This window comes from Leptospira barantonii (assembly GCF_002811925.1).
GTDB classification, from domain to species: Bacteria; Spirochaetota; Leptospiria; order Leptospirales; family Leptospiraceae; genus Leptospira; species Leptospira barantonii.
The window spans coordinates 469,002-490,941 of the sequence record NZ_NPDS01000002.1 but is presented as its reverse complement, the minus strand read 5'-3'; the positions used below and the strand labels follow the sequence as shown (position 1 = coordinate 490,941).

Sequence of the window (21,940 nt, the reverse complement as noted above, 5' to 3'; positions counted from 1 at the left end):
CTATTTCAAACTTCGAATTTTAGGATCAACCAAGAGCCGACTTCGCCACCGAGATTTTGAGAAACCTGGTTTCTCTCCTGCTCCGTTATTTCCGAAATTTTCAGCCCCGACTTTTCAGCGATCGCCGACAAACTTGTTTTGGTCCATCGTGATTTCGGAATATCTGATTCCAATTCGGTTAAGTTGATCTTTCGATCCAAAAGTTTTCTTTCTAAGGTTTCAAGATTTTTATAGAATTGTTCCGGCGACTCGTTCATTACTTCTTTGCATTCTTTTTCGGTCGCATACGAACTGATCATCGCTGAAAAGTAACGAAGAATATAGCGGCACCAACTTTCGTCGAAGAAGTATTGTTTAAACGGAAGTTTCGAAAAGAAAGGATAATCCTTTTGAAAATATTTTCTTACGAATTGCTCCGCGTTGGGCGCAACGAGAAAAACGCTCTTGATACTCTTATGATTTTGTAAGAATTCTTTTAACTTTCCCTCGCCCTCTTCGTTTCCGAATCCGAGATGATTTAAAAAAAGCGCCTGGTTCGAATTGGGATCGGAGGTTTGATTTAACTTCCAAGGTCCTAAAGCGATTAAAAAGTTTTTCGGCTTTTTCGAAAGAACGGATTTAATTTTTCGGGAAAGTTTTCCGAAAACTCCGTAAAAATATTTCTTTAAGAATTTTTTGAGTTTAAATCCGAAACCGATCGAATGTGCATAATACGTATGATACGGTATTTCCTTGTCTTTGAACTTATCGATAAAGTCCTGACAATAAGGAGCGTATACGGAATAGTCTTTGTAAAAATTCGGATTATTCCGAGTTGAATACCAAATCGCAAGAGTATATCGGATCTTATCGGATGAAACGTTAGCCGTCGCTGAATGCAACAAATCTCCGGCGATCAACACCACCGTTCCCGCACCGCCGGTAACACGAATCGGCTGATCGAAATCTTCGGGAACAAACTCGTCATAGAAGTTGAACTGACCGATATTGTTCTGATGTTCGGTCGACCTAAAGTTAGGCGCAACACGTCGATTCAATTCAAGATATCTCTTATGTGATTTCGGCAAAAGACGAATCGGCGCATTTTCCTCGTCCACATCCACCAGATAGACGAAAGAGTTAATCATAAAATCGCCGGATTGAATCGCACGAAGTGGATGATCCGAGAAGCCGGATGTGTCCGCGTGAAAGTTTCCCGGTTCTCCGAGCGTTCCAGGATAAACACATGCAATCGCGGAATTATGAAGACTCAACTTTTCACTTCCCAACAACTGTCCGTTTACCGAAAGCAAACTTTCGTTTTCAAGCGCATCGACGAAATTCTGAGAATACTTCGGAGCGATCACGGTCGAACGTTTTGCGAATAGATAATTCTTTTTGAAATCGGATATGTCCGAACTTTCGAAAATGTAATTTCTTGCGTTACCGCTCAACCCCGTTTTGAACTTGGGGGGATTCTTCGGATCGATCTTGGATTGAAAGGAAGGAAAATAAGTATCGCATTCTTCCTTTAATTTTCGAACCTGATCCGTTGAGAATACACGACCGGGTTTTAATACTAGATATCCGTTCGTTTCGAAAGATGCGATTTCTTCTTTTGTTAACAACATTTCTTTCATATAAAATTTCCGTTAAACGATTTTATTCTCGAGATAACCGATATCTTCCACTTCGACCTTGACCGTCGTTCCCCTTTCGACTTTCAGTTTAGGACCGGGAGTTCCCGTCGAAATAACGTCGAAAGGATGGAGCGTCATAAAATCGGATATATAAGAAATCAAATCCGGCATTTTATGAATCATCTGTCTCGTATTACCCTGTTGCACTAAGTTTCCGTCGCAATAAGTTCGAATGTCGAACTCGCGAAGTCCATTCTCCAATAGAATAAACGGACCCATGGGCAACAACCCATCGGAGGATTTGCGAATCGCGGCATTGGATTCAGGAGGCGTGGTATCCCGCGCTGAAAAATCGTTGCAAATCGTATAACCTAAGATGGAAGCTTTCGCTTCTTCAACGCTCGCATTCTTCAGTTTTTTACCGATGACGACGGCAACCTCGCCTTCGGGTATCAGAGAACCGATTCTTTTGGAAAGCACAAGAGGTTCCAAGTGCGGCAATGGTGCGTTACTCGCCATTAAGAAAAACGAAATGTGTTTCTCTTCGGGTTCATCGGCCGATGGATAATTCTTTCCGATTCCGATCAACTTTCCCGCTTCGAACGGAATCTGAAAACGAACGTCCTTAGATAATAAAAAATCCCCGGTTTTCTGAAAACCTTTCTCGTAATCTCCGATAAGACGTTCGAATTTTTCCGGATTGGAGAGATCCGGTGATACAAAAACGGATTCCCCGTTTAAACTTACTCGCCCTATCAATGATTTCAAATCAATAACCCTTACTTTTTATGATAGATCTAACTATGTCGAAGATCTGATAATGAAATTTTGAAACGTCTTCCGCAAAATTGCGATACATTCCGGTTTTATAATATCTATAAAGATTTCTGAATATCTTTTCGGCTTCGATATAAAGCGCACCGTAAAGAAGATTTTTCGCAAAGTCCGGCTTCGAATCGGCACCGTATATGGATTCGAAAAAACCGAGATTATTCTCCAAATCCTTTGCGAGTCTCTCCGATTTTCCGAAAAAGGTAGTTCTTGTAAAGGTCAAACCCAAACATACAAACGGGTTTCCTATTCTTAAGTAATCCAAATCGATAGCGGACAAAACGGAATCAAATCCGATAATCACATTTCGAGGATGAAGATCAACGTGTGTGATTCTTTTTTCATGGCTTTCGTTCCAGAGAATCAAACGTTCTACTTCCTCGAAAACCGTCTCAAAGTTTTCCTGAACGTCCCGCCACTGTTCGCCTTTTTCTTCTTCGAGCTTTTCTTGAATGAACCTTTTATTCTTATGCGTTTCTTCCAAAGAATACGGAGCGGTTAAGTATATTCTAATATTAGGAATTTCGGATTCCAGTTTGGAAACCGGAAAAGAATGCAACAGTTTAGAAAACGAAATCAATCGTTCGAGATCGGCTTTGTCTTCCGTAACGGAGTATTCCCTACCTTCGATAAAATGAAACAAACGTAACGAGCCTTGATTCAAAAGACTCACGTAGTTTCCGTTGATGGAAGGGATCGTTTCCTCTACATTCATTCCGCTTTTTCGTAAAACCCCGGTCGATCTTCCGATCGCCTCGAGTTTGACGGTTGCGTCTTCGATTCCGTAGAAATCGTTCAACGCTTGATTGAACTTTAATATATATTTCCGATCCTCGGTCCGGATGAGAAAAAGCTGATTGTTTACGTGAAAGGAAAACTGAAGAGGTTCGACCGAGATTATATTTCCTAAATGTCCGTATTCCCGACTTAGAAGTGGAATTAGATCGCGGTTTTCCAGCTTCATAGAAGGCGTTTAAATGGAAAGACTCATTCCGCCGTCGACGTTGATGGAGGTTCCGGTAAGATAGTCCGCTTGTTCGGAACATAAAAATCGAACCAGCTTACCGACTTCCTCGGCGTCTCCTATTTTTCCCTTGGGAATTTTACTGAGGCTGATCCTTTCGGATTCTTCAAAACTGATGCCGAGTTCCGTCGCTCTTTGAGTGATCCGTTGTTTGGTTCGGGAAGTCAGAATGGAACCCGGTTGAACCATGTGAACGTTAATATTATGTTTTGCTAAATCTCTTGAGACGCTTTTGTGTAATCCTAAAAAACCGGATCGTATAAAATTGGATAAATCCAAATTTTCGATCGGTTCTTTGGCCGCAATGGATCCGATCGTCACAACTCTTCCCCATTTATTTTTGATCATATCGGCGCTGAATTCTCGAATCGCTCGAATGACCGGCATCGCAAACGTATTGAAACCCTGTAACCAATCCTCATCGGACAAAGTCGTTAGTTTTCCGGCCTTCGGACCGCCGTTACTGTTTACTAAAATATCCACGTTTCCCCAGGTTGTATTCACGAATTTATTGATTTCATGAATGGCTTTGGGTTCGCCGATATCGCTTACAAAGGAGAGAATATCGTTCGGAAACCGTTCGCTTAACGTGCGTTTGGCGTTATCCAATTTTTGTTCGCTCCGAGAAACGATACAAACACGATTTCCATCTTCAAGAAGGGACTTCGCACATGCGTAACCGATCCCCTCGCTCGCTCCAATTACTAATGCAGTACGTTTCAAACGATCAATCCTCTGGTTGACAACCATTCCGCGTAGAGAAAATCCTCTTCCGTATCTATGTTAACGGATCTCTGCCAAGACATCACCCACGCGCGACAATCTTTTCCCTTAAACGATTCGCCTTGCAATATCTCGCTTTTGGTGAGATAAATCGCGCCGTTCCGAATATACATAGGTTTCAATTCTTGGCGTCTTTGATTTTCATACGCTTCGCAAAACGGAGGATCGATCAAACGATCCCCTTCCAAATACTTCATACGCGCCGGATGATAGGCGCCGACGTCGACCACGCTGATGACGCTGTCCGCTTTGCTGGATTCAAGCAGTGAAATCGCTCCGTCAATGTCCTCGCTTTTACGAAAAGGTGCGGTCGGTTGAAGCATTAGAATTGCGTCATATTGTTCGCCTTGAGACTCCATAAACTTTTTTGCATGAAGTACGGCATACATCGGACTGATTACGTCGTTCGCCAAATCTGCCGGTCTAACAAAGGGAACGTTCGCTCCGGATTTTTTCGCGAACTCAGCGATGTCGTCGCTGTCCGTGGACACGATGAAGTTCGTAAGATTTTTTGCGTTTTTAGCCGCATCAATGCTATAACGAATCAAAGGAATTCCATCCAGCGGCTTTAAGTTTTTACCGGGAACCCCTTTCGATCCTCCCCGAGCAACAATCACACCTAATACTTTCAAAACGACTTTCCCCTTATTCGCCTTAATTAAAGAATCACGTCTTCCCAGTTATAAACCGGAGCGCCGTCTCGGAAGGAAGCGAATCGACCTCTGTAATAATCTCGATTCAACAATTCTTCATGAGTAAGAGCGCGGAATTGAGCTCCTAAACTGATTTCCCAATCCGGAAATTCTTTTTTGATTCTTTCCATTCTTTCGAACTTGGGCAATTTTGAAAATTCAACCAGCTCCGTTAATTCTTTCGGATTCACCGATACCGGACCGTCCTTTGTTTCAGTCGGACCAAGCACGGTAAAATGTCGTTCAATACAATCCGCGCCTAACGCGAGTGCGATCTTCGAAGCGGTCAAACCGGTATCCGCGATCTTCGTATGATCGGAAAATCCGACACGACTCGTAAATCGTCTCAGATAATTCATTCTTCTTAAGTTCAAATCCTTGATCGGAGTCGGATAAATGGTTACACAATGAAGAAAGGTATAATCGCTTCCTTCTAAAATTTCATTCGCGTATTCGATCTCTGCGTCCCTGGTCGCGCCGGTGGAAACGTAAATTTTCTTCCAGACCTTCTTTACGTCCCTGAGTAACGGATATGAAGAACAATCGTAACTTGCGATTTTCACCGCTTGAAACCCCATGTCCTTAACGTCGGTAACGCTATCTCTTGTAAAAACGGTCGTCATCGGAGAGATTCCGGCTCTCAAACATTCGTCGACGAACCATTGTTCCGTTTCCAGATTCAAATCCAATTTTTTCAGTCGCTCTTGTTCGGGTTCGAAAGGACGTTTGATCGTTTTAGTGATTCCGTTTTCGGTAATCCCAAGATCGAATCTCTCTCGATGAGTCAGTTCTTTGGAACGGATCGCTTGAATTTTACAATAATTCGCGCCGGTTTTCGCGGCTTCATGGATCATGCTTTTCAGAATTTCACGATCGCCGTTGTGATTTTGGCAACACTCTGCAATGATATCTGCGTTTGTCATTTTTTACCTTCGGTTTCTTACGGAGAACGGCGCAATCGCTTCGACTCTCCGCCTAATTTATGTTATAGATTCTATAAATTTCTGAACCACGAACTCGCGGGTCTTGAGCAAGGCTTCTTTAGAATTACCGCCGACATGAGAAGTAATCGCTAAATTGTGGTTATTTTTGGAATATTCGATCAATGGATTATCGGAAGGAGTTTTCTCGTTCCAAGAGGAATCGTTATCGAGAACATCCAACGCGGCTCCCGCAATTTTTCCGGACTTCAAAGAACGAAGCAAAGCGGATTCGTCCACAAGCTCCCCTCTCGAAGTATTTACGAAAAAAACGTTCGGCTTCATGAGGTTAAATTCATTCTCCCCGATCATCCGAACGTTTTCGGGAGAATAACTCGCCATCAAGCTGATCGTATCGGAATTTTTTAAGAGAAACTCCAGTTCGACTTTTTCTTCAACGGGTAGTTGAGAAAGTTGCATGGAATCGGCGTCATAGATAAGACAACGCATCCGAAACGCACGAGCGTATTCTCTTACTATTTTTCCCAATCTTCCGTAGCCTATGATTCCGATCGTTTTTCCGCTTAGTTCAAAGGTATCGATTTCGGAACGATTCCATTTGTCGTTACGGACATTGTTTATGAGTTTTTTATAATCTTTGAATAGAGAAAGAATCAAAAGCCAAGCGTGTTCCGCCGTACTTGTAATCGAACTTAAGAAGTCGACCTCACCTTTTAAACTGAGGACTCGAATACCGTTCGTCTCGCAGGCTTTTAGATCGATATGATTCAAACCCGTTGTGGGAGTAATGATCGTTCTGAGATTTTTGAATTTTTCCAAGTCGCGCGCGTTCAACTCGATTCCGAGTCCGATAAAGACCGCGTCGGGTTCAAGCTTAAGAATCAAATCCGTTTTGTTCGAGTTATCGTTTTTATCTAAAAAAACTTCGCCGTATTTACGCAGTTCTTCAAGACTGAACGTCGGATAATTCCAACTTTCAAGAACCAGTATTTTTAATTTCGGATTCATCTGAGTCAAGAAATCGAAAGAAGTTTATACGCCTTCGCTCTCGTTTCTTCTGCGTTCCATACTCAACGTTAGGTAGGTCGCGCCTTTTTTCGAACTCACGATATCCTCGCTATAAAACAATCTCCACGCGTCGTATATGATAGGATTCTCGTTCATTCTGCGAATCATATCGAAAACTTGAATTTTCTCGAAGGATTTATGATTGTTTAGAAACAACACACAATCGATTCCGTTAAATCCCTCGGGAATTTTTACGACTTCAAAACCTTCACTGCGAATATCGGAATCGTTCGCGACCGGATCAAAAACCAAAACTTGCCCCACGGATTCCTTCAGAAATTTTGCGACGGCAAGCGCGGAAGAATCCCGTATGTCTCCGGTTTCGGGTTCTCCCTTAAAAGCAAGACCACAAATTAGTAATTTAGATTCTTTGAATGTCTTTCCGGCCTTTTCAAGCGCGCCGAGAACCTGACTTACCAAATAAGGGTGCATACTCTCGTTGATCTTTCGAGAATTCACGAAAACGGAGGGATCGAATTTCAACTGATCGGACAAGGAAGCGAATATAAAAGAATCCTTGGTCAGACAAGGACCTCCCACCCCGGGACTCGGATAAGGAACTCTGTCGCGTGGATATCCTTCGTTAGCCGCGCTTATCAAACGTTCCACGTCTAAGTTGTAACTTCCCGCAATCTGGGCGATTTGATTTGAATAAGCGAAAATATAATCTCGATAAGTGTTGTTGATCAGCTTTACCATTTCCGCCGCTTCCAAAGATTCCACGCGGATAATCGTATTCGTAAGATCTCTAAAGATCGCCGCGGTCGCTTCCACCGAATCGCTGTCGAACCCGCCTATAATCTGAGGAAGACTCCGTAATTCTTTTAGCGCGCGACCTTCGGCGGTTCTTTCCGGAGCAAACGCAAGATGAAAATCCACACCGCACTTTAAGCCGCTGATTTGTTCGATCTTTTTCAAAACGATAGTCCGACTGACTCCGACCGGTATCGTTGAACGAAGAATCACCAAACTGCCGCGACGAATACTGTGTCCGACTTTTTCGCAGGCGTCGTAAATGTAACTCAGATCCGGTTCTTTCGTTCCCTTCTTGATCGGCGTTCCGACCGTGATGATAAAAACGTCCCCGTTTGCGGGAATCTTATCGCTTACAAAAAAATTCTTATTGATGACTTCTCGAATCAATTCTTCCAAACCGACTTCGTGAATGTATGAATTACCTTCGTTTAAGGATTTAATCCGGGCCGGATCGATCTCCACTCCGGTTACGTTGAATCCCGCGTCGGCCAAGGTAGCCGCGAGCGTTAAACCGACATAGCCTAATCCGATAACGACAAGATGTCTATGTGTCGCGACTTTTTGCTCCCAGAGTTGATGATACTCGATCACACGAACGGGAACACGATTCGAATCGACAAGAACGATCTTACTCAGAAATTTTTTGCTCTTGCGATTTCTTTTTAAAAGTTCGTTCGGGAGTTTTTGAATGATCTGATTGATCGAAAGATCAGACTCGAAATAAATCGGATTCGGCTCCATCATATCGGAGGCTTTCAAATCCAAATGACGATGTTTTACGATCGCCTTGCGAATATCTCCGTCGGAAATCGTACCGATCAACTTTTTATTTTCGTCGACGACCAATGCGATTCCTACCGGAAGATTCTCCAAGGCCGCTTCGTTAAATATATTGTAAACTTCCATCAGGGAAGTTTTCGTATCACAGATTAATTTATGAATATTCAATCAATTCTCCAAAAGATATTCTGCGGCTCTTAGATGACCGTTCATTTCTATAGAAAGAATACTTTCCTGAAAACGATCCCAGATCGTCTTTTCGAAGTACGTCTTTGATCCGAATTCCAACGCATCGTCTAAACTTTTCGAAGAGTAACCGATGCCCAATTTCGAAACCGTTTCCGCGTTGTGTTCTATTTCCGAATTTCCGTTCGATTCTATCGTAACCATCGGAATGCCGAACTGCACACAGTCGGTAATCAGTCCGATTCCCGGTCGACCAACGACCAATCTCAGAGACGAAAACGCCTCGGGAGTAAATTTAAAAGATCGAATATACGGATTTTCTAACGTTTTACCGAAATTCCGAAACAACACATCGTCAAGATAAACCGTTATTTTCTGATCCGCGAGTCTTTCGATCAAAGAAGCAACACGAGTTCGATCCGCGCTTCCGGCTCCCAAGGAAAGCAGGACGGAGTTTCGTTCGCCAAATCCCTTGTTTCTTTCGGAAAATTCGTCGCAAAAGAAAGGAAGTTTAACCGGTATCGTCATCCACTCCAGACTAGGCATATGAAAATAACGATTGCAGATCATTTTAGGTTTTTTGAGTTTTAAAAGTTCCGTTTCCTTTGAGACAAGCGAGATATCTATGCCGTTTTTACTCTGCGCAAATACGTCGGACCAAAGAAAAGATCCCATCAGAGTAGCCTTTGTTTGATTTAAAATTGCGGGATAGTTGTCGGAGATAATCTTACGTTCTTCTAATATTTCTTTAGGAAGACGTTCCGTCCATCGAAACGCATTCTCATAATTTTCATTCGGAGAACCGATCGACTCAAACGGCTCCGTAATCACTTGGAGTCCGTATCTTTTTATGAAATCGCCTTTGACTAAATATTCTTTTTGAGCGTTTCCGGTAACGACGACGATCTTCGGGTTATCCGATAACAGATGGAGCTTTTCAATTACGGAACCGACCCGTTTGATATGACCGAAGCCGTTGTTACAAGCTATGAATAGAAAGTCCCGCATCGGAATCGTATTAAACGAAAGCTCTAAACAAAAATATCCTGATAAGAACCTACTCTGTGAATTTTCCCGTTTTTCAATTCGATTACTTTATCACAATTCTGAATCGTGCTCAACCTATGAGCGATCATAATGATCGTAAGATCCTTGCTCAATGCTTGAATCGAATCGATTACAGCTTTTTCGGTTTCCGAATCCAAAGCGCTCGTAGCCTCGTCGAAAAATATAACCGAGGCTTCCTTGTATAAGGCGCGGGCAATTCCCAATCGTTGTCTCTGACCGCCGGAAAGCCTTACACCCTTCTCTCCCGCATTTGCAAGATAACCTTTCGGTAAGGATTCTATATATTCTGAAATCTGCGCATTCTTTGCGGCTTGTTTGACTTTTTCCATATCGATCTCATCGGAATTTATACCGAAAGCGATGTTTTCCGCGATCGTAGTATCGGAAATATAAATCGATTGTGGAACGTTTGCGATACAAGATTGCCAAGAACGAAGATTGTCCGAATCGATTCGAACCCCGTCCACAAATATAGCGCCTTGACTCGGAACCAGCAATCCCATCAAAACGTCGATCAACGTACTCTTTCCGCTACCGGTCTCACCGATGATTCCTACCCGTTCGCCCTTTTTGATCTCAAGAGCGACGTGTTCCAAGTTGATCGTAGAAGATGTAACGTATTGAAAACTCAGATCTTGGATCGAAATCTTTTCGCGAAAAGAAATCGGTTCGGCCTTAGGTAGATAAGAATACGCGGGAAGCGGTTGATCCAACAGGGCAAGAACGTCGTTGATGATCGGAATGGAAGAACGAAGACTTGTCCAACTTTGAAAACCTTGTTGAACGATCGGCATCAGTCTTTGAACTCCGAGTACGATCGAACCGAGTAGAGGCAAAGAAGATTCGATTCCGCCGGAATTTAAACTCGCTTGATAGGAAAGAAAAGCGACGATCGTCAACGCCAATGTCTCGAACATATATCTCGGACTCGCGCCCGTAAAAGTCGTAACCGCAGAAGCGATTCTTAACTTTTGATCCGATTCCCGAAAAAGCTCCGTATAAAATTTTTGATTTCCGTCCAGAAGAATTTCTCGAACTCCTCCGATTCCTTCCTGCAAGTGTTTCAGAACTCTCGCGTGTTCTTCCGCTTCCACATGTCCGTTCGCCAACAATCGTTTCCTAGCGAACAATGCCATCAGAGAATATAAACCGCCGAAACAAAAAAGACCCACACCTACGATCAACGGATCCAACTGAACCAGAAACGCGAAGATCACGATCGCCATCAGGATCGTAGTAATGATATGGATTACGGGAAGAATCACCGTGCCGATCATTCTTTTCGCTTTGATGAGAATTCCGGAAACAACCTCGCTACTGTTTCTGGAAATATGCACTTGATACGGTTGATACAAGGTTCGATTGTAAATGTTAATGCTCAGATCGTTTCCCGTTTCGAAGGAAAACTTCGTACTAAACCACAACAGATACAAACGTGTGATTCCTGAAACGATCACCGCGCCCACAAAAAGTAAGGTAAAAGGAAGAATGATCGTCTTCGGATCCGAATAACCCAATTGAAAAAGATATTCTTTCAGCCAAGACTGCTGAAATAATATCTCGGGTTTTGTGATCACAGTGATAAAAGGAAGGATGGACCCGATCGCAAAAATTTCGCTAATAGAAGATAAAAAAATCAAAAAGATGAGGAATAGAAATTCCTTTTTTCTTCTCGGGGTAAGATGTCCCCAAAGACGTATTAATAAACGGTTTAACATAAAATCCTAATTCTATTTTACCTGAGAAACAAAATCCTCGAACGCGGATCGAATTCCTTCCCTCAGTTCCACCTGATGTTTCCAACCCATCTTGTGAAGTTTGGAAACGTCCAAAAGTTTACGAGGAGTCCCGTCCGGCTTCGTAAGATCAAAGGTCAAAAGACCTTGATAGCCCACTACATCCTTAACCGTTTCCGCAAGTTCTCGGATGCTCACCTCGATGCCGCTTCCTACGTTCACGTGTTCTCCGCCTTTTGCGTCGCCGGTCGCGTCGTAATTCTTCATCAAAAAGACGCAGGCGCGAGCCATGTCGTCCGAATATAAGAATTCTCTTAAGGGTTTGCCGGTTCCCCAAACGACGACCTCGGGAAGATTTTGTTTTTTCGCCTCGTAAAATCGGCGGATCAACGCGGGAAGTACGTGGGAATTCTCCGGATGATAATTGTCTCCGGGTCCGTAAAGATTGGTAGGCATCACGGAAATGAAATTCGTACCATATTGACGATTGTAACTCTGACACATAACGATGCCCGCGATCTTTGCGACCGCATAAGGTTCGTTCGTCGGCTCGAGTTTTCCGTCGAGAAGTTGACCCTCGTCCATAGGTTGTTGCGCGAACTTCGGATAAATGCAGGAAGAACCCAAGAAGACCAATTTCTTAACTTGAAAACGATAACAAGCGTCTATGATATTATTCTGAATTTGCAGATTTGAAAAAATGAATTCGGCGGGATATGTGTTGTTCGCGTGAATCCCTCCGACCTTTGCGGCCGCGAGAAAAACGTAGTCCGGTTTTTCCTTCTCGAAGAATTCGTTGACCTTCGATTGTTCCGTAAGATCCAACTCGGAATGCGACTTACCGATGATGTTCTCGTAACCTTCTTTTTTTAAGACGCGTTCAATCGCGGAACCTACGAGACCTCTGTGACCCGCGATGTAGATTTTGGAATTTTTATCCATCGCTATTCTTCCCCGACTTCCTTCTTCAACTCTTCGATCTCTTTTCGAATCTGTTCGTATTCCTGCATCTTCACTTTTAAATAACGAACCGTAATGATCGCCTTCTCTTCGATGCCCATCGGAGTTAAAAAGTAAGCGTACGCGAGTTTGTTCTTGCTGTTCTTAAAGTTCTTGGCCTTGATCCAACCCTTGTCCATCAAAGCCTTGAGACAATAGTTCACTTTCCCCAAGCTAATCCCTAAGATTTCGGAGATTTCTCTCTGATTGACTTCGGGATTTTCTTCCAAGATTCTCAGAAGTTTGTGTCTTAACGCGTCATCCATGGGAACACCAAAAAAAAGAAGGAGGAGATTCGAGAAAAACGGAATCGAACGGAAACTTTTGGCATAGCTTCGCCGGGTCAATCCCAGAATTGGAAAATCTTGACTCATAAAAAGACCGCAAAGGGCTTCTGTCAAGAAAATTTGTTCAACTCTTGAACAGACAAAAACCCATGAAATTCCTTATTTCCAAGCGGTTTTGAATCGATTCTTTTTTAGGAAGAATTCTTTCCAGGCACGGAGAATCCAATTTGGAAACGATGATTTCTCGGAAGCAAAGAATTTCAAACTCGGGAAATCAAATACAAGTTTTGAAAAAGTTCAGAGGGGCGCGACACAGAGAACGAACAACCCTATCGATTCTTCTGGGTTTGAAAAATAAGCATCACCTCAAACCATTCCAAACAATCTGCAACACTTCTCAAGCAACCAAACGATTCCTTCTTCAAAAACAAAGTCGCTTAGGTACTAAACAAGGTACACAAGAAGACGATGGAACCTGGATCTATTTTGTAATATCAAGATATTCTTACCTGAGAGCAGAACTCGAAAAGCAGAACGAAACCTTTTGAAAAATTACAACGCGCACCCGAGAATCCAATCGAACCAAGGTCCGATCACTTTCATTCTATATAACAAACCTCTTAATTCATAAATCCGACTTTCATCGTTAGAGCATTCATTCTAAGTTAGGAGATCATTTTAAACCTCGTTTCAGTTTTTTCTTGCAGAAAGAATTCTTCGAACAAACTATATCCAATTTCTGCCCCGTAATTTCAGGAGATTCTAAACACTATGGCCGATTCCTCTATTGTCCAAAAACTGGACGCAAGGCTTATCGAAGACGGTATTCTCGATAAAGCTTTCGAAGATGATTATTCACTCGTTCACCAAAAACTCAACGAAGAGTTTCGTAAGACCGGTAGATCCGCTCAACCCGAAGCGAACTTCGAACTCGGAGATAAGATTCTCAGAGAATGGCTTCACGGTCTCGCCCGCCAAGGAGCTTCTCAGGATAAACTCACGAGTTATCTGCGTTGCGGACTCGCTCATCTTTCTTATGACTTCATCGAATCCGCGAACGAAGGAATGGAAACTTCCGATATCGACGAACTGATCGGTCGTGCCTTGGTTTCGTTTAAGAATCGTGACTTTGAAAAATCCTTCTTCCGTTCGAACGAAGGTGATAAGGCGGTTGTTGAAAGAGTGGCGGCGAAGAAAAAAGCGGCCGTAAAGAAAGCCGCTAAGAAAAAGGCTGCAAAAAAGAAAGCGGCAAAGAAAAAAGTCGCCAAGAAGAAATCCGCGCCTAAAAAGAAAAAGACCGCGAAAAAGAAAGTGGCTAAGAAGAAGGTAGCGAAGAAAAAAGCTCCTAAAAAAACAGCCAAGAAGAAGACGGCTAAAAAGAAAACTGCCAAGAAAAAAACGAAAAAGAGATAAGAAGACGTCTAACAACGTTTAAACTTTTTCGTTCTTCTAATAAACACCTTGAGGTCGTGTTTTCAAACGCAAAAACCTCAGGGTGTTTCTCATCCCACCGATCGCCTCTCTCGATCTTTTCTCTTTTCTCTTCTCAAAAATCACACGATTCTCCAGAAAAGAAAATTCTTCTTAACGTTCTTGGAATATTAGGAAAGAATCTTACGATTTTTCAATTCTTCTCGGACCTCGGGCTCGGAAACGTAACGTTCCAACGCCTCGGCGACCATAGGAGAATGAAGATTGTAATTCTCCGTTAAGATCATAAAATGCGAACCGACCCAACTTTCGCTGGAGAGGATTTCCGCCACCGCCAAGGAATGAAATTCTTTCGGCTCGGTTCGGATTCTTTCGTAGGATTTTACCCAAAGATACAAGGCGGAATTTCCGTTGAAATCGCCGGGACGAACCAGAGCGATCTCGTCCCAAGGAAGTGTAACGTTCCATCGTTTTCTTCCGATCGTAAATCCTTCGTAGTCGAATCGAATGAAGCCGACCGGTATTTTTCGAAAAGCGACCAGGACCATCAACACGATTCCGATTCCACAAATCAAACCCGCCAAGACGCGAAAGACGAGCGGATATTCGTTTCCGAAAATAAGAAGAACGGCCCCGACGATAACCAACGAAACGGACAGGATCAGAATTCTCAACCGAGAAGGTCGGATCTCAACTCCTCCGATCACATGAACGGAAAGACCTTGAAACTTACTTTCCTTTCTCTTACGAATCACGGTTCGAATCGCAACTCCGGCGCAAAGACCGAAGAACGTAAGAGTCACAATTCCTACCTTTGGATTTTTGGGAAGAATCACGATTCCCATAACGACGAACGCGAGGCCGATTCCGACGAGAACCCAATCCCGAATGGTGGGTTTTAGATTTTGATACGCGGGTTTTGAATCTTTCATAAGAGTTTGAATCGAATCGAGGAGATCATTTTATACAACCAAATCGCTCTTAGAATTTTCGCAAATTAAAGTTAGACGAAACCGAAGTTCTTAAAAACGACTTAACACAAGTTTCGATAAATCCGTTCTATTCCAAAGAACATCAGTCGTTCAATCCCTTACCTTTGAAGATTTGTTGCATCGATTTTTCGATTCTGGATTCGCGAGTTTTGGATTGTTTCGGAGCCGCGAAGTGAAGAAGATAAGCCCTTTGTCTTCCCGGGGTCAGTGCCTCGAAGGCGGTTTTCAATTCGGGAATCTCTTTCAATTTGTTTTTGAATTCATCCGGCATTTTGAATTCTTCCGTTTTTTTAAGAGTCACTTTCAAACCGGATTTTTCCACCGCTATTGCTTCTTGAATGTATGCTTTTATAACCGATTTCATCTTCGTAATTTCTTTCACATCGGTAAAACGAATCTGCCGAGCCGACTGAACGTTCTTCGTCTGCTGAACAAGAATGCCTTGCGGATCTTTCAACAACGCGCCCTTAAAAAATAAATAAGCGCAGTATTCCTTAAAAACATGAATGAGAACCACGTTGTTTTCCTGAAACGTGTAACAAGGAACTCCCCATTTCAGATCCTCTTCGAGTTTACAACCGAGAACGATCTCCCTCATTTTTATCAATTCTTTCTGCCAGTTTTTGTCTTTGTTTATGTATGTATCGACTTTCGGATTTTTTTGAGCCATGTATCTCTCTGATTTGAATTGTATTCGTTCGTAAAAATTGAAACGGACGTCTTCGATCGTCTAACCCGCGTTCAAACGTTTTCGGGTTTGATAATGCGACATCGTATAAACCGGCGTCCGACCGTGGCATATTATAAAAATTATATATTAAAACTTGTCATTTATTTTTTAAGAATCCGCCCCTCTTCCCCCGCTTCGCCAAAAAATCCGTAAGCGTCCGTTTCCTCAGTCCGTGACTACAAATTCCGAACCTTAGCTACAAACCCGGATTCAGGCTCGGAACGGGGCTTTTCAGGTCCATTCTCCTCACTGGCACAAGATCAAAAAGAGTGCTAAATTTTTTATAAAAGAATGGAACTTTTTAAACATTTTAGCACTCTAATATCCAGATTGCTAATAGAGGTAAAATAAAAATATGAACGAATTTAGAATCTTTGAAGACTTTCATAAACTACAAAACCGGTTTTCGAGCCTATGGGATCAATTTCCCGCAAACGGTGGAAGCGCCTATCCGACTCTGAATATCCACAAGGGAACGGACGCCATTACGATCACCGCTTTGGTTCCCGGAATCGACACGAATTCTTTGGAGATTACCGTGAGCGGCAACCAACTTAGACTCGAAGGCGAAGCCCCGGTAAACAAACCGCAGGACTCTTACAACACAAATCGTGTGGAAAGATATCACGGAAAGTTTCGCAGAACCTTGGAACTTCCTGCGGAAGTGGATTCCGAGAAAACCACCGCAGAATTTAGAAACGGAGTTTTGGTTCTTACGCTCCCGATCCGGGAAAGTGTTAAACCGCGTAAGATCCAAGTTCAGACCAAATAACAACGATTAGGAGAATCACGATGACAAACGCAGTATTGAACAAAGAAAATCACACAACCGAGGAGAATCAAAATTCTCAGGAAGTAAAAAAGGAAAGAACGAGAATCCTTACGCCAAGAGTGGACGTTTATTCGGACGAAACGAATATCTATCTCTACGCGGATCTTCCTGGCGTGGAGGAAAAGGACGTTCAAGTTCAGATCGAAAAGGATCAACTGACCATCTCGGGCAAAACCTCCGAGAAAGATATTTCCGGTGAACTGAGATATTCGGAATACAGGACCGGCGAATACAAGAGATCCTTTACTCTAACCGAATCGGTCGAAGAGGATCAAATCTCCGCGGTTTACAAGAATGGGGTTTTGAATCTGATTCTTCCCAAGAGAAAACCTCACACGAAAAAAATAGAAGTTCGTTCCGAGTAATCGTTCCATCCTTCGGTGGACGTTATACTACCTGAAGTCTAAAACCCTACATTCAAACCCCGGAACTCCGGGGCTTTTTTTTTGAAATCAGGATTGCGCTCCATAAGCGAACGGGCTCCCATTCACTTATGAAAACCTTTGTCCTTCTTCTTTGCTCCAATTTTTTTATGACCTTCGCTTGGTACGGTCACTTGAAGTATTTTCACGGCTGGAGTCTTCCCCTTACGATTTTTTTAAGCTGGGGAATCGCCCTCTTCGAATACGTACTTATGGTTCCCGCAAATCGGATCGGTTACGGTGAAGAAGGTTACAGCGCGTTTCAACTCAAAATTCTTCAGGAGATCATCACGATCAGCGTTTTCATTCTGTTCGCGTCTTTGGTTCTAAAGGAAAAAATAAAATGGAATCACGCGGTGAGTTTTCTTTTGATCTTAGCCGCGGTAGGGTTCGCGTTTTACGATAAGAGCGGGGTTAGTTCCGCCTCGTCGAATCCGTAAAACGACTCTATAAGAATTTTCTAATATCTTTGGCGAGAGTTTTTCCGTCCGTTCCTCCCGGGAACGTGGCGAGAATTCTACTCTGATCGTCCAGAACGTAAAGAAAAACGGTATGATCCACCGTATAACCGCCTTCCAATTGTGGAGCGCTGACTTTTTTGGAAACGGCGCCGAACGCGGATTGAAGAGAATCCAACTTCGCCTTCTCGCCCGTCAAAGCGATCAGTCCCTGCCCCGCAAACTGCTTTACATATTTTGCAAGTAGTTCCGGAGAATCCCGTTCCGGGTCCACGCTGATAAACACCGGAGTCAAATTCTTACCGTCGTTTCCGAGTTCGCGAACCGTAGCGGACATATCGAGCAAGGCACGAGGACACATATCGGGACAATGAGAAAATCCGAAATAGACGAGTTTGAGTTTTCCCGGAATTCTGCTGAGAGGGATTTCTAAGTTCTCCGTGTTTTTCAAAGTTGTGGAGGACCATTCTTCAACGAAGACCGGTTCTTGAACGGAGGACTTCGTTCTCCATTCTTTCCAACCGAAAAAGCCAAGCCCGATTCCGAGAAACAAAACGCCTATAAAAAGAATTCTTTCCTTCAAAACTTTCTCCTAACGATTCCGATCCAACTCAAACACGTTAGACGTCACCGGATTACACCGCGACGATCCAACCCATCGCCCCATTCTCCGCCATCTTTGTCTGATGCGGATGAAACATATATCTTCCCCGTTTCGGAAGCGTGAATTCCACGATTACCCTTTCGGTTTGTCCAAGCGTCACGACGTCCGTGTGATCGTCCGGAACCAACCTCGTTCCGGTTCGAAACACGTCGAAAGTCTGAGCGTGTAAGTGAAAGGAAGCGACCGGTTCATACTCGCACATGTTCGCGATATAAAGACGAACCTTCTGACCCACCGGAACCTTGATCGGATAACGATCGTAAAAACCGGCCATACCGTTCCAAGAGAAGATATCATTCTTCCCTTTGTCTCCCAAATCCCACCCGGAAAGAATCAGCATAAACTCGTGTGCGGGCGGACGACCACCCGGAGGATCCACGATCAAACCGCCATACAATCCTTTCGCCATATGACTCGCCAAAGGAGGAACGTGACAATGATACGGATGAAATCCGATCGGACCCGCGGTTAGTTTATAAGTTTTTTCCCCGCCAGTGACGATCGGTTCCCAACCGTCTTCGTTCGGATCGTGACTTCCGTGAAAGTGAATCGAATGAGGATGTTCGGAATCGTTTCGAAGAGTGATCTCCATCTTCTGTCCGAGCTTTGCTCGAACGACAGGACCCGGAACGATTCCGTTAAAAGTCCAAGCCTTAACGACCGTGTTGTGCGCAACGGTCAAAGGCATTTCTACGATGCTCAAATGTTGTTTTAAAATCGGACCCGAAGAAACTGCTAAGTTCTTCAGTTCCATACGATTCAACAACGCGGGATCGGTTTGAAAGGGAGGATGAACCATACTCCCATAAGAATTGTTTCCCGGATTTCCGGGAATCGTAGCTTCTTTGTTTACGCCCACGATTCCGGGACGGACCTTACAGAGCAAACCTCCGCTTCCATCCCCGTCTCCGATCGAACTGATTCCTGCACCGGCGGCGATTCCCGCGCCGCCGATTCCAAGCCATTTGAGAAACTGTTTGCGGTTCACTTTTTTTTAGAATTTAGCGACCGATGTGATGATGATAATCAGCGCCAAAAACCCCACTCCGCCGTAAACGAGTGCGTTCTTCAACCAAGAAGGAACCTTGGATCCGCCCGCAACGAGATATGCTCCCGCTCCTACGATCGGAACCAAAAGAATCGCTCCCGTCCAAATAGAACCCGTTTTGGAATCCACGTCCGCTCTTTTTACGAGATCCGCGAGCGCCAAAGGCGCAAGAAGGGTGTAAAGAATGAACGGAAAGTAGTATCCGTAAAAGTTGAAAAGTAAAGCGAAGAATCCGGGGCCGCCGATGACAGTTTGTTCCATATTGTTACTCCTATGATAATTTCTGAATATTCTAAACTTCTTAACTGATTGTTTTGGTTCCGACGCCGTTCATCAAAGAGATTCCGGTGTAGGCCAATAACAGGAAGAATGCGATGAGACCTCCCCAAACCAAGGTTCTTTTAAACCAATTCGGGTAAGTGCTTTTTCCTCCGAGAAGATAAATCGCGGGACTTAAGATAGGAACCAAAGTGATCGCCAAGATCCAGGAAAGTTTTTGATTCTGTTCCAAGTCCGTTCTGTCTTTCAGATCGAACAAGGACATCGAAGTCCAGCAGATATAAATCGCGAAAGGAAGTAAGAATCCCAACCAGTGATAGAAGAACGGGAAAAGACTTCTCGGTTTTACGAGAGTGATCGCACCCGTAGTAGGCGCGGGTTTTCTCGGAACCGATTTCATAACTTCTTCCGCTTCTTTCGGAAGATGAATCTTGTTCACGTCCAGGTTGAAGTCTTCGAAAGCGGTTAACGCAGGTCTTACCGGAGCGCCACTTCCGTTCGGCATATTCAACTGAGGACCTGGGATCGGTTGTTCCTTATAATTACCGGAAGGGAATCTTCCGCCCGAAGCCTGAACCATCAAACCCAAGGCGCCGAGCATCATAGAAAGATCCCCGCCCATAGGAAGTCTGATAAAGGAATTACATCCGTTCCACTTTTCAAGAAAGGCCGGAAGTTCGGTTCTGTATTCGTTGCCGGAAAAACAATTTCCAGTACTCATCGGACCTACGAGAGCGATGTCCGCTCTGCCCGAGTTGTAGACTATGTTGTCTTGAACCACGTTGTTATGCGAAATCCAAAACTTCTCGTCCAAGTTGGGGAGAATTACGATTCCGTTGTTTTCGTGATCGACCACGACGTTCTTGCGGATGATGTTCGAAAGACCGCCCGCGATGAGAATTCCGTTTCCAAAAGAAGGATATTCCAAAGCCGCGATCGGAGCCTTCGGGTTATTGTTGTTGTAGACTAAGTTTCCGATGATCGTGGTTTCTCTTTCGGGAGGGAGAAGTTCTCTGTCGAGAGTGTTCGGCGCAAGACCTACGATATTGTTCTTCCAGACGGAACTGATGAGATACAATTCTCCTCCGGAGTTTGTTCCGGAATAACCGAGTGCGTTGTGTTCCGAAACTACGTCGTAAAGAATCGCCTTACAAGGATAACACTGACCGATGTAAATTCCCGAGTCAGGAGAACCGGAAGCGTATGTATGTTCGATCACACCGTTCATGGAATCGAACGCGTAAACTCCGTAATCCCCGTTGTTGTGCGCGGTTAAATAAGAACCTCGGAAACCTTTTACACCGGTCCAATAAAAGCCGTTTAACGTAGCGTTTCTTGCGGTCATGTTTTCGATCACGACCCCGTCGGCCGCGACTACCATGATACCGTTTCCTCTTTGAAACTGACCGTCGATGATCACCTTGTTACGATCCACACCGCGAATCGTAATCGAAGGAGTCGTAACGGTGACTTCTTCCAAGTAAACACCTTCGCTGATGAGAACCAAATCTCCCGGATTCGCCGCGTCCACCGCGTTCTGAATCGTTGGATATTGGGAAGGAACCTTACGAGTGGTTCCCGAAAATTGCGAAACATTCTTCCAGGATTTTCCCGCTTTTGCGGCCGGATTGTAAGGAACGTTTCCTACGACAACGTCTCCGACCATTCCGCTTTTACCGTCGGGAGTCGCATGAAAGGAACAGAAGTAAGGAAAAACTCCCTCTTTCGGAAAGGTCACCTTGGTTTTAGAACCGCGGGGCATAACGATATTCCCGAAGGATTTTTCGGTGGACCAATTTTTATCCACGGCGACTGCGTTATGCGGGTTGTTCCCCGAATTGACAAACTCGACGATTCCACCGACGGGAATTTTCTGCACAGGAGGAGAAAAAGAATTATCGATCATCAAGACGTGAGCGAAGCCTTCGATTTCGTCCTTCTTTTCCCCGGAGCAAGCGGAAATGAGAACCCCTAACGTAGCTCCGACCAGTAAAAGAGCGAGTAGATAGGGAACTTTTTTGATTTCGAAACCTGGTTTTTTCATTTTTGATTGAACCCCCGGGTTTTCCGGAATTTTATTGTATACTTATCTGAGGTTGGATGGGAAATGGAATGCTCATTTGTGTTTGGATTCGAAAAGGTTGCAAGGTAAAAACAATCCTTATCAATCTATAAATGGCTCCGTATCTCTCTTCTTCAGAATAATGAGCATTTGCTCACATATTTAAAAAAACTCAAGACAAAAATTCAATGAGAGAGATTTTTCCGGAATCGAGTTCGAACGTTTGTTATCTTTTAGGCAAAAAGAATCGAT

22 protein-coding genes are annotated in these 21,940 nt (G+C 43.8%); 4 read left to right on the top strand and 18 right to left on the bottom strand.

Annotated features, from left to right (window positions below; all coding sequences use genetic code 11):
• Nucleotides 1-5 precede the first annotated feature (5 nt).
• From CH367_RS07030 to CH367_RS06975, 12 genes are read right to left on the bottom strand one after another with little or no spacing between them, the layout of a single operon-like run.
• Nucleotides 6-1,619, bottom strand: a complete 1,614-nt coding sequence (locus CH367_RS07030; RefSeq protein ID WP_100761765.1) for a phytanoyl-CoA dioxygenase family protein — start codon at nt 1,617-1,619, stop codon at nt 6-8.
• A gap of 12 nt (nt 1,620-1,631) precedes the next feature.
• Nucleotides 1,632-2,387 carry a fumarylacetoacetate hydrolase family protein gene (locus CH367_RS07025; RefSeq protein WP_100761764.1) on the bottom strand — a complete coding sequence of 252 codons (756 nt, stop codon included), beginning with the start codon at nt 2,385-2,387 and terminating at the stop codon, nt 1,632-1,634.
• A gap of 1 nt (nt 2,388) precedes the next feature.
• Nucleotides 2,389-3,414 carry an aminoglycoside phosphotransferase family protein gene (locus CH367_RS07020; RefSeq protein ID WP_100761763.1) on the bottom strand — a complete coding sequence of 342 codons (1,026 nt, stop codon included), beginning with the start codon at nt 3,412-3,414 and terminating at the stop codon, nt 2,389-2,391.
• 9 nt (nt 3,415-3,423) lie between these two features.
• Nucleotides 3,424-4,197 carry an SDR family oxidoreductase gene (locus CH367_RS07015; protein ID WP_165783238.1) on the bottom strand — a complete coding sequence of 258 codons (774 nt, stop codon included), beginning with the start codon at nt 4,195-4,197 and terminating at the stop codon, nt 3,424-3,426.
• On the bottom strand, nt 4,194-4,889 hold the full coding sequence (locus CH367_RS07010) for an acylneuraminate cytidylyltransferase family protein (protein WP_165783237.1): 696 nt from the start codon (nt 4,887-4,889) through the stop codon (nt 4,194-4,196). The genes CH367_RS07015 and CH367_RS07010 overlap by 4 nt, the downstream gene beginning before the upstream one ends.
• Nucleotides 4,890-4,915: 26 nt before the next feature.
• Nucleotides 4,916-5,872: an N-acetylneuraminate synthase family protein gene (locus CH367_RS07005; RefSeq protein WP_100761760.1), complete on the bottom strand. Its 957-nt coding sequence runs from the start codon at nt 5,870-5,872 to the stop codon at nt 4,916-4,918.
• A 57-nt stretch (nt 5,873-5,929) separates the two neighbouring features.
• Nucleotides 5,930-6,898 carry an NAD(P)-dependent oxidoreductase gene (locus tag CH367_RS07000; protein WP_100761759.1) on the bottom strand — a complete coding sequence of 323 codons (969 nt, stop codon included), beginning with the start codon at nt 6,896-6,898 and terminating at the stop codon, nt 5,930-5,932.
• 24 nt (nt 6,899-6,922) lie between these two features.
• On the bottom strand, nt 6,923-8,662 hold the full coding sequence (locus CH367_RS06995) for a nucleotide sugar dehydrogenase (protein WP_100761758.1): 1,740 nt from the start codon (nt 8,660-8,662) through the stop codon (nt 6,923-6,925).
• Nucleotides 8,663-9,688, bottom strand: coding sequence for a glycosyltransferase family protein (locus tag CH367_RS06990; protein ID WP_100761757.1), 1,026 nt, complete (start codon nt 9,686-9,688; stop codon nt 8,663-8,665).
• Between the two features lie 23 nt (nt 9,689-9,711).
• Nucleotides 9,712-11,466, bottom strand: a complete 1,755-nt coding sequence (locus tag CH367_RS06985; RefSeq protein ID WP_100761756.1) for an ABC transporter ATP-binding protein — start codon at nt 11,464-11,466, stop codon at nt 9,712-9,714.
• A 12-nt stretch (nt 11,467-11,478) separates the two neighbouring features.
• Entirely contained in the window at nt 11,479-12,426 is a 948-nt protein-coding gene (gene fcl, locus CH367_RS06980; RefSeq protein ID WP_100761755.1) for a GDP-L-fucose synthase, read from the bottom strand.
• Nucleotides 12,427-12,428: 2 nt separating this feature from the next.
• Nucleotides 12,429-12,749 (bottom strand): MarR family EPS-associated transcriptional regulator, encoded by a 321-nt coding sequence (locus CH367_RS06975; RefSeq protein ID WP_100762083.1) that lies wholly within the window; start codon nt 12,747-12,749, stop codon nt 12,429-12,431.
• A 792-nt stretch (nt 12,750-13,541) separates the two neighbouring features.
• Here CH367_RS06975 and CH367_RS20795 point away from each other — a divergent pair.
• Complete coding sequence (locus CH367_RS20795) at nt 13,542-14,183, top strand: hypothetical protein (RefSeq protein WP_165783236.1); 642 nt, start codon at nt 13,542-13,544, stop codon at nt 14,181-14,183.
• Between the two features lie 188 nt (nt 14,184-14,371).
• Here the strand turns inward: CH367_RS20795 and CH367_RS06955 are convergent, their stop codons facing one another.
• Nucleotides 14,372-15,133, bottom strand: coding sequence for a hypothetical protein (locus CH367_RS06955; protein ID WP_100761752.1), 762 nt, complete (start codon nt 15,131-15,133; stop codon nt 14,372-14,374).
• Between the two features lie 142 nt (nt 15,134-15,275).
• Nucleotides 15,276-15,863: a YdeI/OmpD-associated family protein gene (locus tag CH367_RS06950; RefSeq protein ID WP_100761751.1), complete on the bottom strand. Its 588-nt coding sequence runs from the start codon at nt 15,861-15,863 to the stop codon at nt 15,276-15,278.
• 415 nt (nt 15,864-16,278) lie between these two features.
• On the opposite strand from CH367_RS06950, the gene CH367_RS06945 reads away from it, so the two are divergent.
• The 3 genes from CH367_RS06945 to CH367_RS06935 all read left to right on the top strand — a co-directional run bounded on the left by CH367_RS06945 (nt 16,279) and on the right by CH367_RS06935 (nt 17,617).
• Nucleotides 16,279-16,695 carry an Hsp20/alpha crystallin family protein gene (locus CH367_RS06945; RefSeq protein ID WP_100761750.1) on the top strand — a complete coding sequence of 139 codons (417 nt, stop codon included), beginning with the start codon at nt 16,279-16,281 and terminating at the stop codon, nt 16,693-16,695.
• A 20-nt stretch (nt 16,696-16,715) separates the two neighbouring features.
• Complete coding sequence (locus tag CH367_RS06940) at nt 16,716-17,120, top strand: Hsp20/alpha crystallin family protein (RefSeq protein ID WP_100761749.1); 405 nt, start codon at nt 16,716-16,718, stop codon at nt 17,118-17,120.
• A 128-nt stretch (nt 17,121-17,248) separates the two neighbouring features.
• Nucleotides 17,249-17,617 carry a DMT family protein gene (locus CH367_RS06935; RefSeq protein ID WP_100761748.1) on the top strand — a complete coding sequence of 123 codons (369 nt, stop codon included), beginning with the start codon at nt 17,249-17,251 and terminating at the stop codon, nt 17,615-17,617.
• 7 nt (nt 17,618-17,624) lie between these two features.
• On the opposite strand, the gene CH367_RS06930 is transcribed toward CH367_RS06935, so the two are convergent.
• Genes CH367_RS06930 through CH367_RS06915 form a run of 4 tightly spaced genes read right to left on the bottom strand, consistent with a single transcriptional unit; the run spans nt 17,625 to nt 21,670 of the window.
• Nucleotides 17,625-18,218 (bottom strand): SCO family protein, encoded by a 594-nt coding sequence (locus CH367_RS06930; protein ID WP_100761747.1) that lies wholly within the window; start codon nt 18,216-18,218, stop codon nt 17,625-17,627.
• 52 nt (nt 18,219-18,270) lie between these two features.
• On the bottom strand, nt 18,271-19,287 hold the full coding sequence (locus CH367_RS06925) for a multicopper oxidase domain-containing protein (protein ID WP_100761746.1): 1,017 nt from the start codon (nt 19,285-19,287) through the stop codon (nt 18,271-18,273).
• Between the two features lie 6 nt (nt 19,288-19,293).
• On the bottom strand, nt 19,294-19,608 hold the full coding sequence (locus tag CH367_RS06920) for a PLDc N-terminal domain-containing protein (RefSeq protein WP_100761745.1): 315 nt from the start codon (nt 19,606-19,608) through the stop codon (nt 19,294-19,296).
• Nucleotides 19,609-19,648: 40 nt separating this feature from the next.
• The gene (locus tag CH367_RS06915; RefSeq protein WP_100761744.1) at nt 19,649-21,670 is read right to left on the bottom strand and encodes a right-handed parallel beta-helix repeat-containing protein; all 2,022 of its coding nucleotides are present in this window, start codon (nt 21,668-21,670) and stop codon (nt 19,649-19,651) included.
• Between the last annotated feature and the right edge of the window lie 270 nt (nt 21,671-21,940).

What these genes read in the sequence shown, in the direction of transcription:
- CH367_RS07030 (WP_100761765.1), bottom strand. Translation starts at nt 1,619, where the DNA reads ATGAAAGAAATGTTGTTAACAAAAGAAGAAATCGCATCTTTCGAAACG.
- CH367_RS07020 (WP_100761763.1), bottom strand. Translation starts at nt 3,414, where the DNA reads ATGAAGCTGGAAAACCGCGATCTAATTCCACTTCTAAGTCGGGAATAC.
- CH367_RS07005 (WP_100761760.1), bottom strand. Translation starts at nt 5,872, where the DNA reads ATGACAAACGCAGATATCATTGCAGAGTGTTGCCAAAATCACAACGGC.
- CH367_RS07000 (WP_100761759.1), bottom strand. Translation starts at nt 6,898, where the DNA reads ATGAATCCGAAATTAAAAATACTGGTTCTTGAAAGTTGGAATTATCCG.
- CH367_RS06990 (WP_100761757.1), bottom strand. Translation starts at nt 9,688, where the DNA reads ATGCGGGACTTTCTATTCATAGCTTGTAACAACGGCTTCGGTCATATC.
- CH367_RS06985 (WP_100761756.1), bottom strand. Translation starts at nt 11,466, where the DNA reads ATGTTAAACCGTTTATTAATACGTCTTTGGGGACATCTTACCCCGAGA.
- fcl (WP_100761755.1), bottom strand. Translation starts at nt 12,426, where the DNA reads ATGGATAAAAATTCCAAAATCTACATCGCGGGTCACAGAGGTCTCGTA.
- CH367_RS06975 (WP_100762083.1), bottom strand. Translation starts at nt 12,749, where the DNA reads ATGGATGACGCGTTAAGACACAAACTTCTGAGAATCTTGGAAGAAAAT.
- CH367_RS20795 (WP_165783236.1), top strand. Translation starts at nt 13,542, where the DNA reads ATGGCCGATTCCTCTATTGTCCAAAAACTGGACGCAAGGCTTATCGAA.
- CH367_RS06955 (WP_100761752.1), bottom strand. Translation starts at nt 15,133, where the DNA reads ATGAAAGATTCAAAACCCGCGTATCAAAATCTAAAACCCACCATTCGG.
- CH367_RS06950 (WP_100761751.1), bottom strand. Translation starts at nt 15,863, where the DNA reads ATGGCTCAAAAAAATCCGAAAGTCGATACATACATAAACAAAGACAAA.
- CH367_RS06945 (WP_100761750.1), top strand. Translation starts at nt 16,279, where the DNA reads ATGAACGAATTTAGAATCTTTGAAGACTTTCATAAACTACAAAACCGG.
- CH367_RS06940 (WP_100761749.1), top strand. Translation starts at nt 16,716, where the DNA reads ATGACAAACGCAGTATTGAACAAAGAAAATCACACAACCGAGGAGAAT.
- CH367_RS06935 (WP_100761748.1), top strand. Translation starts at nt 17,249, where the DNA reads ATGAAAACCTTTGTCCTTCTTCTTTGCTCCAATTTTTTTATGACCTTC.
- CH367_RS06920 (WP_100761745.1), bottom strand. Translation starts at nt 19,608, where the DNA reads ATGGAACAAACTGTCATCGGCGGCCCCGGATTCTTCGCTTTACTTTTC.
- CH367_RS06915 (WP_100761744.1), bottom strand. Translation starts at nt 21,670, where the DNA reads ATGAAAAAACCAGGTTTCGAAATCAAAAAAGTTCCCTATCTACTCGCT.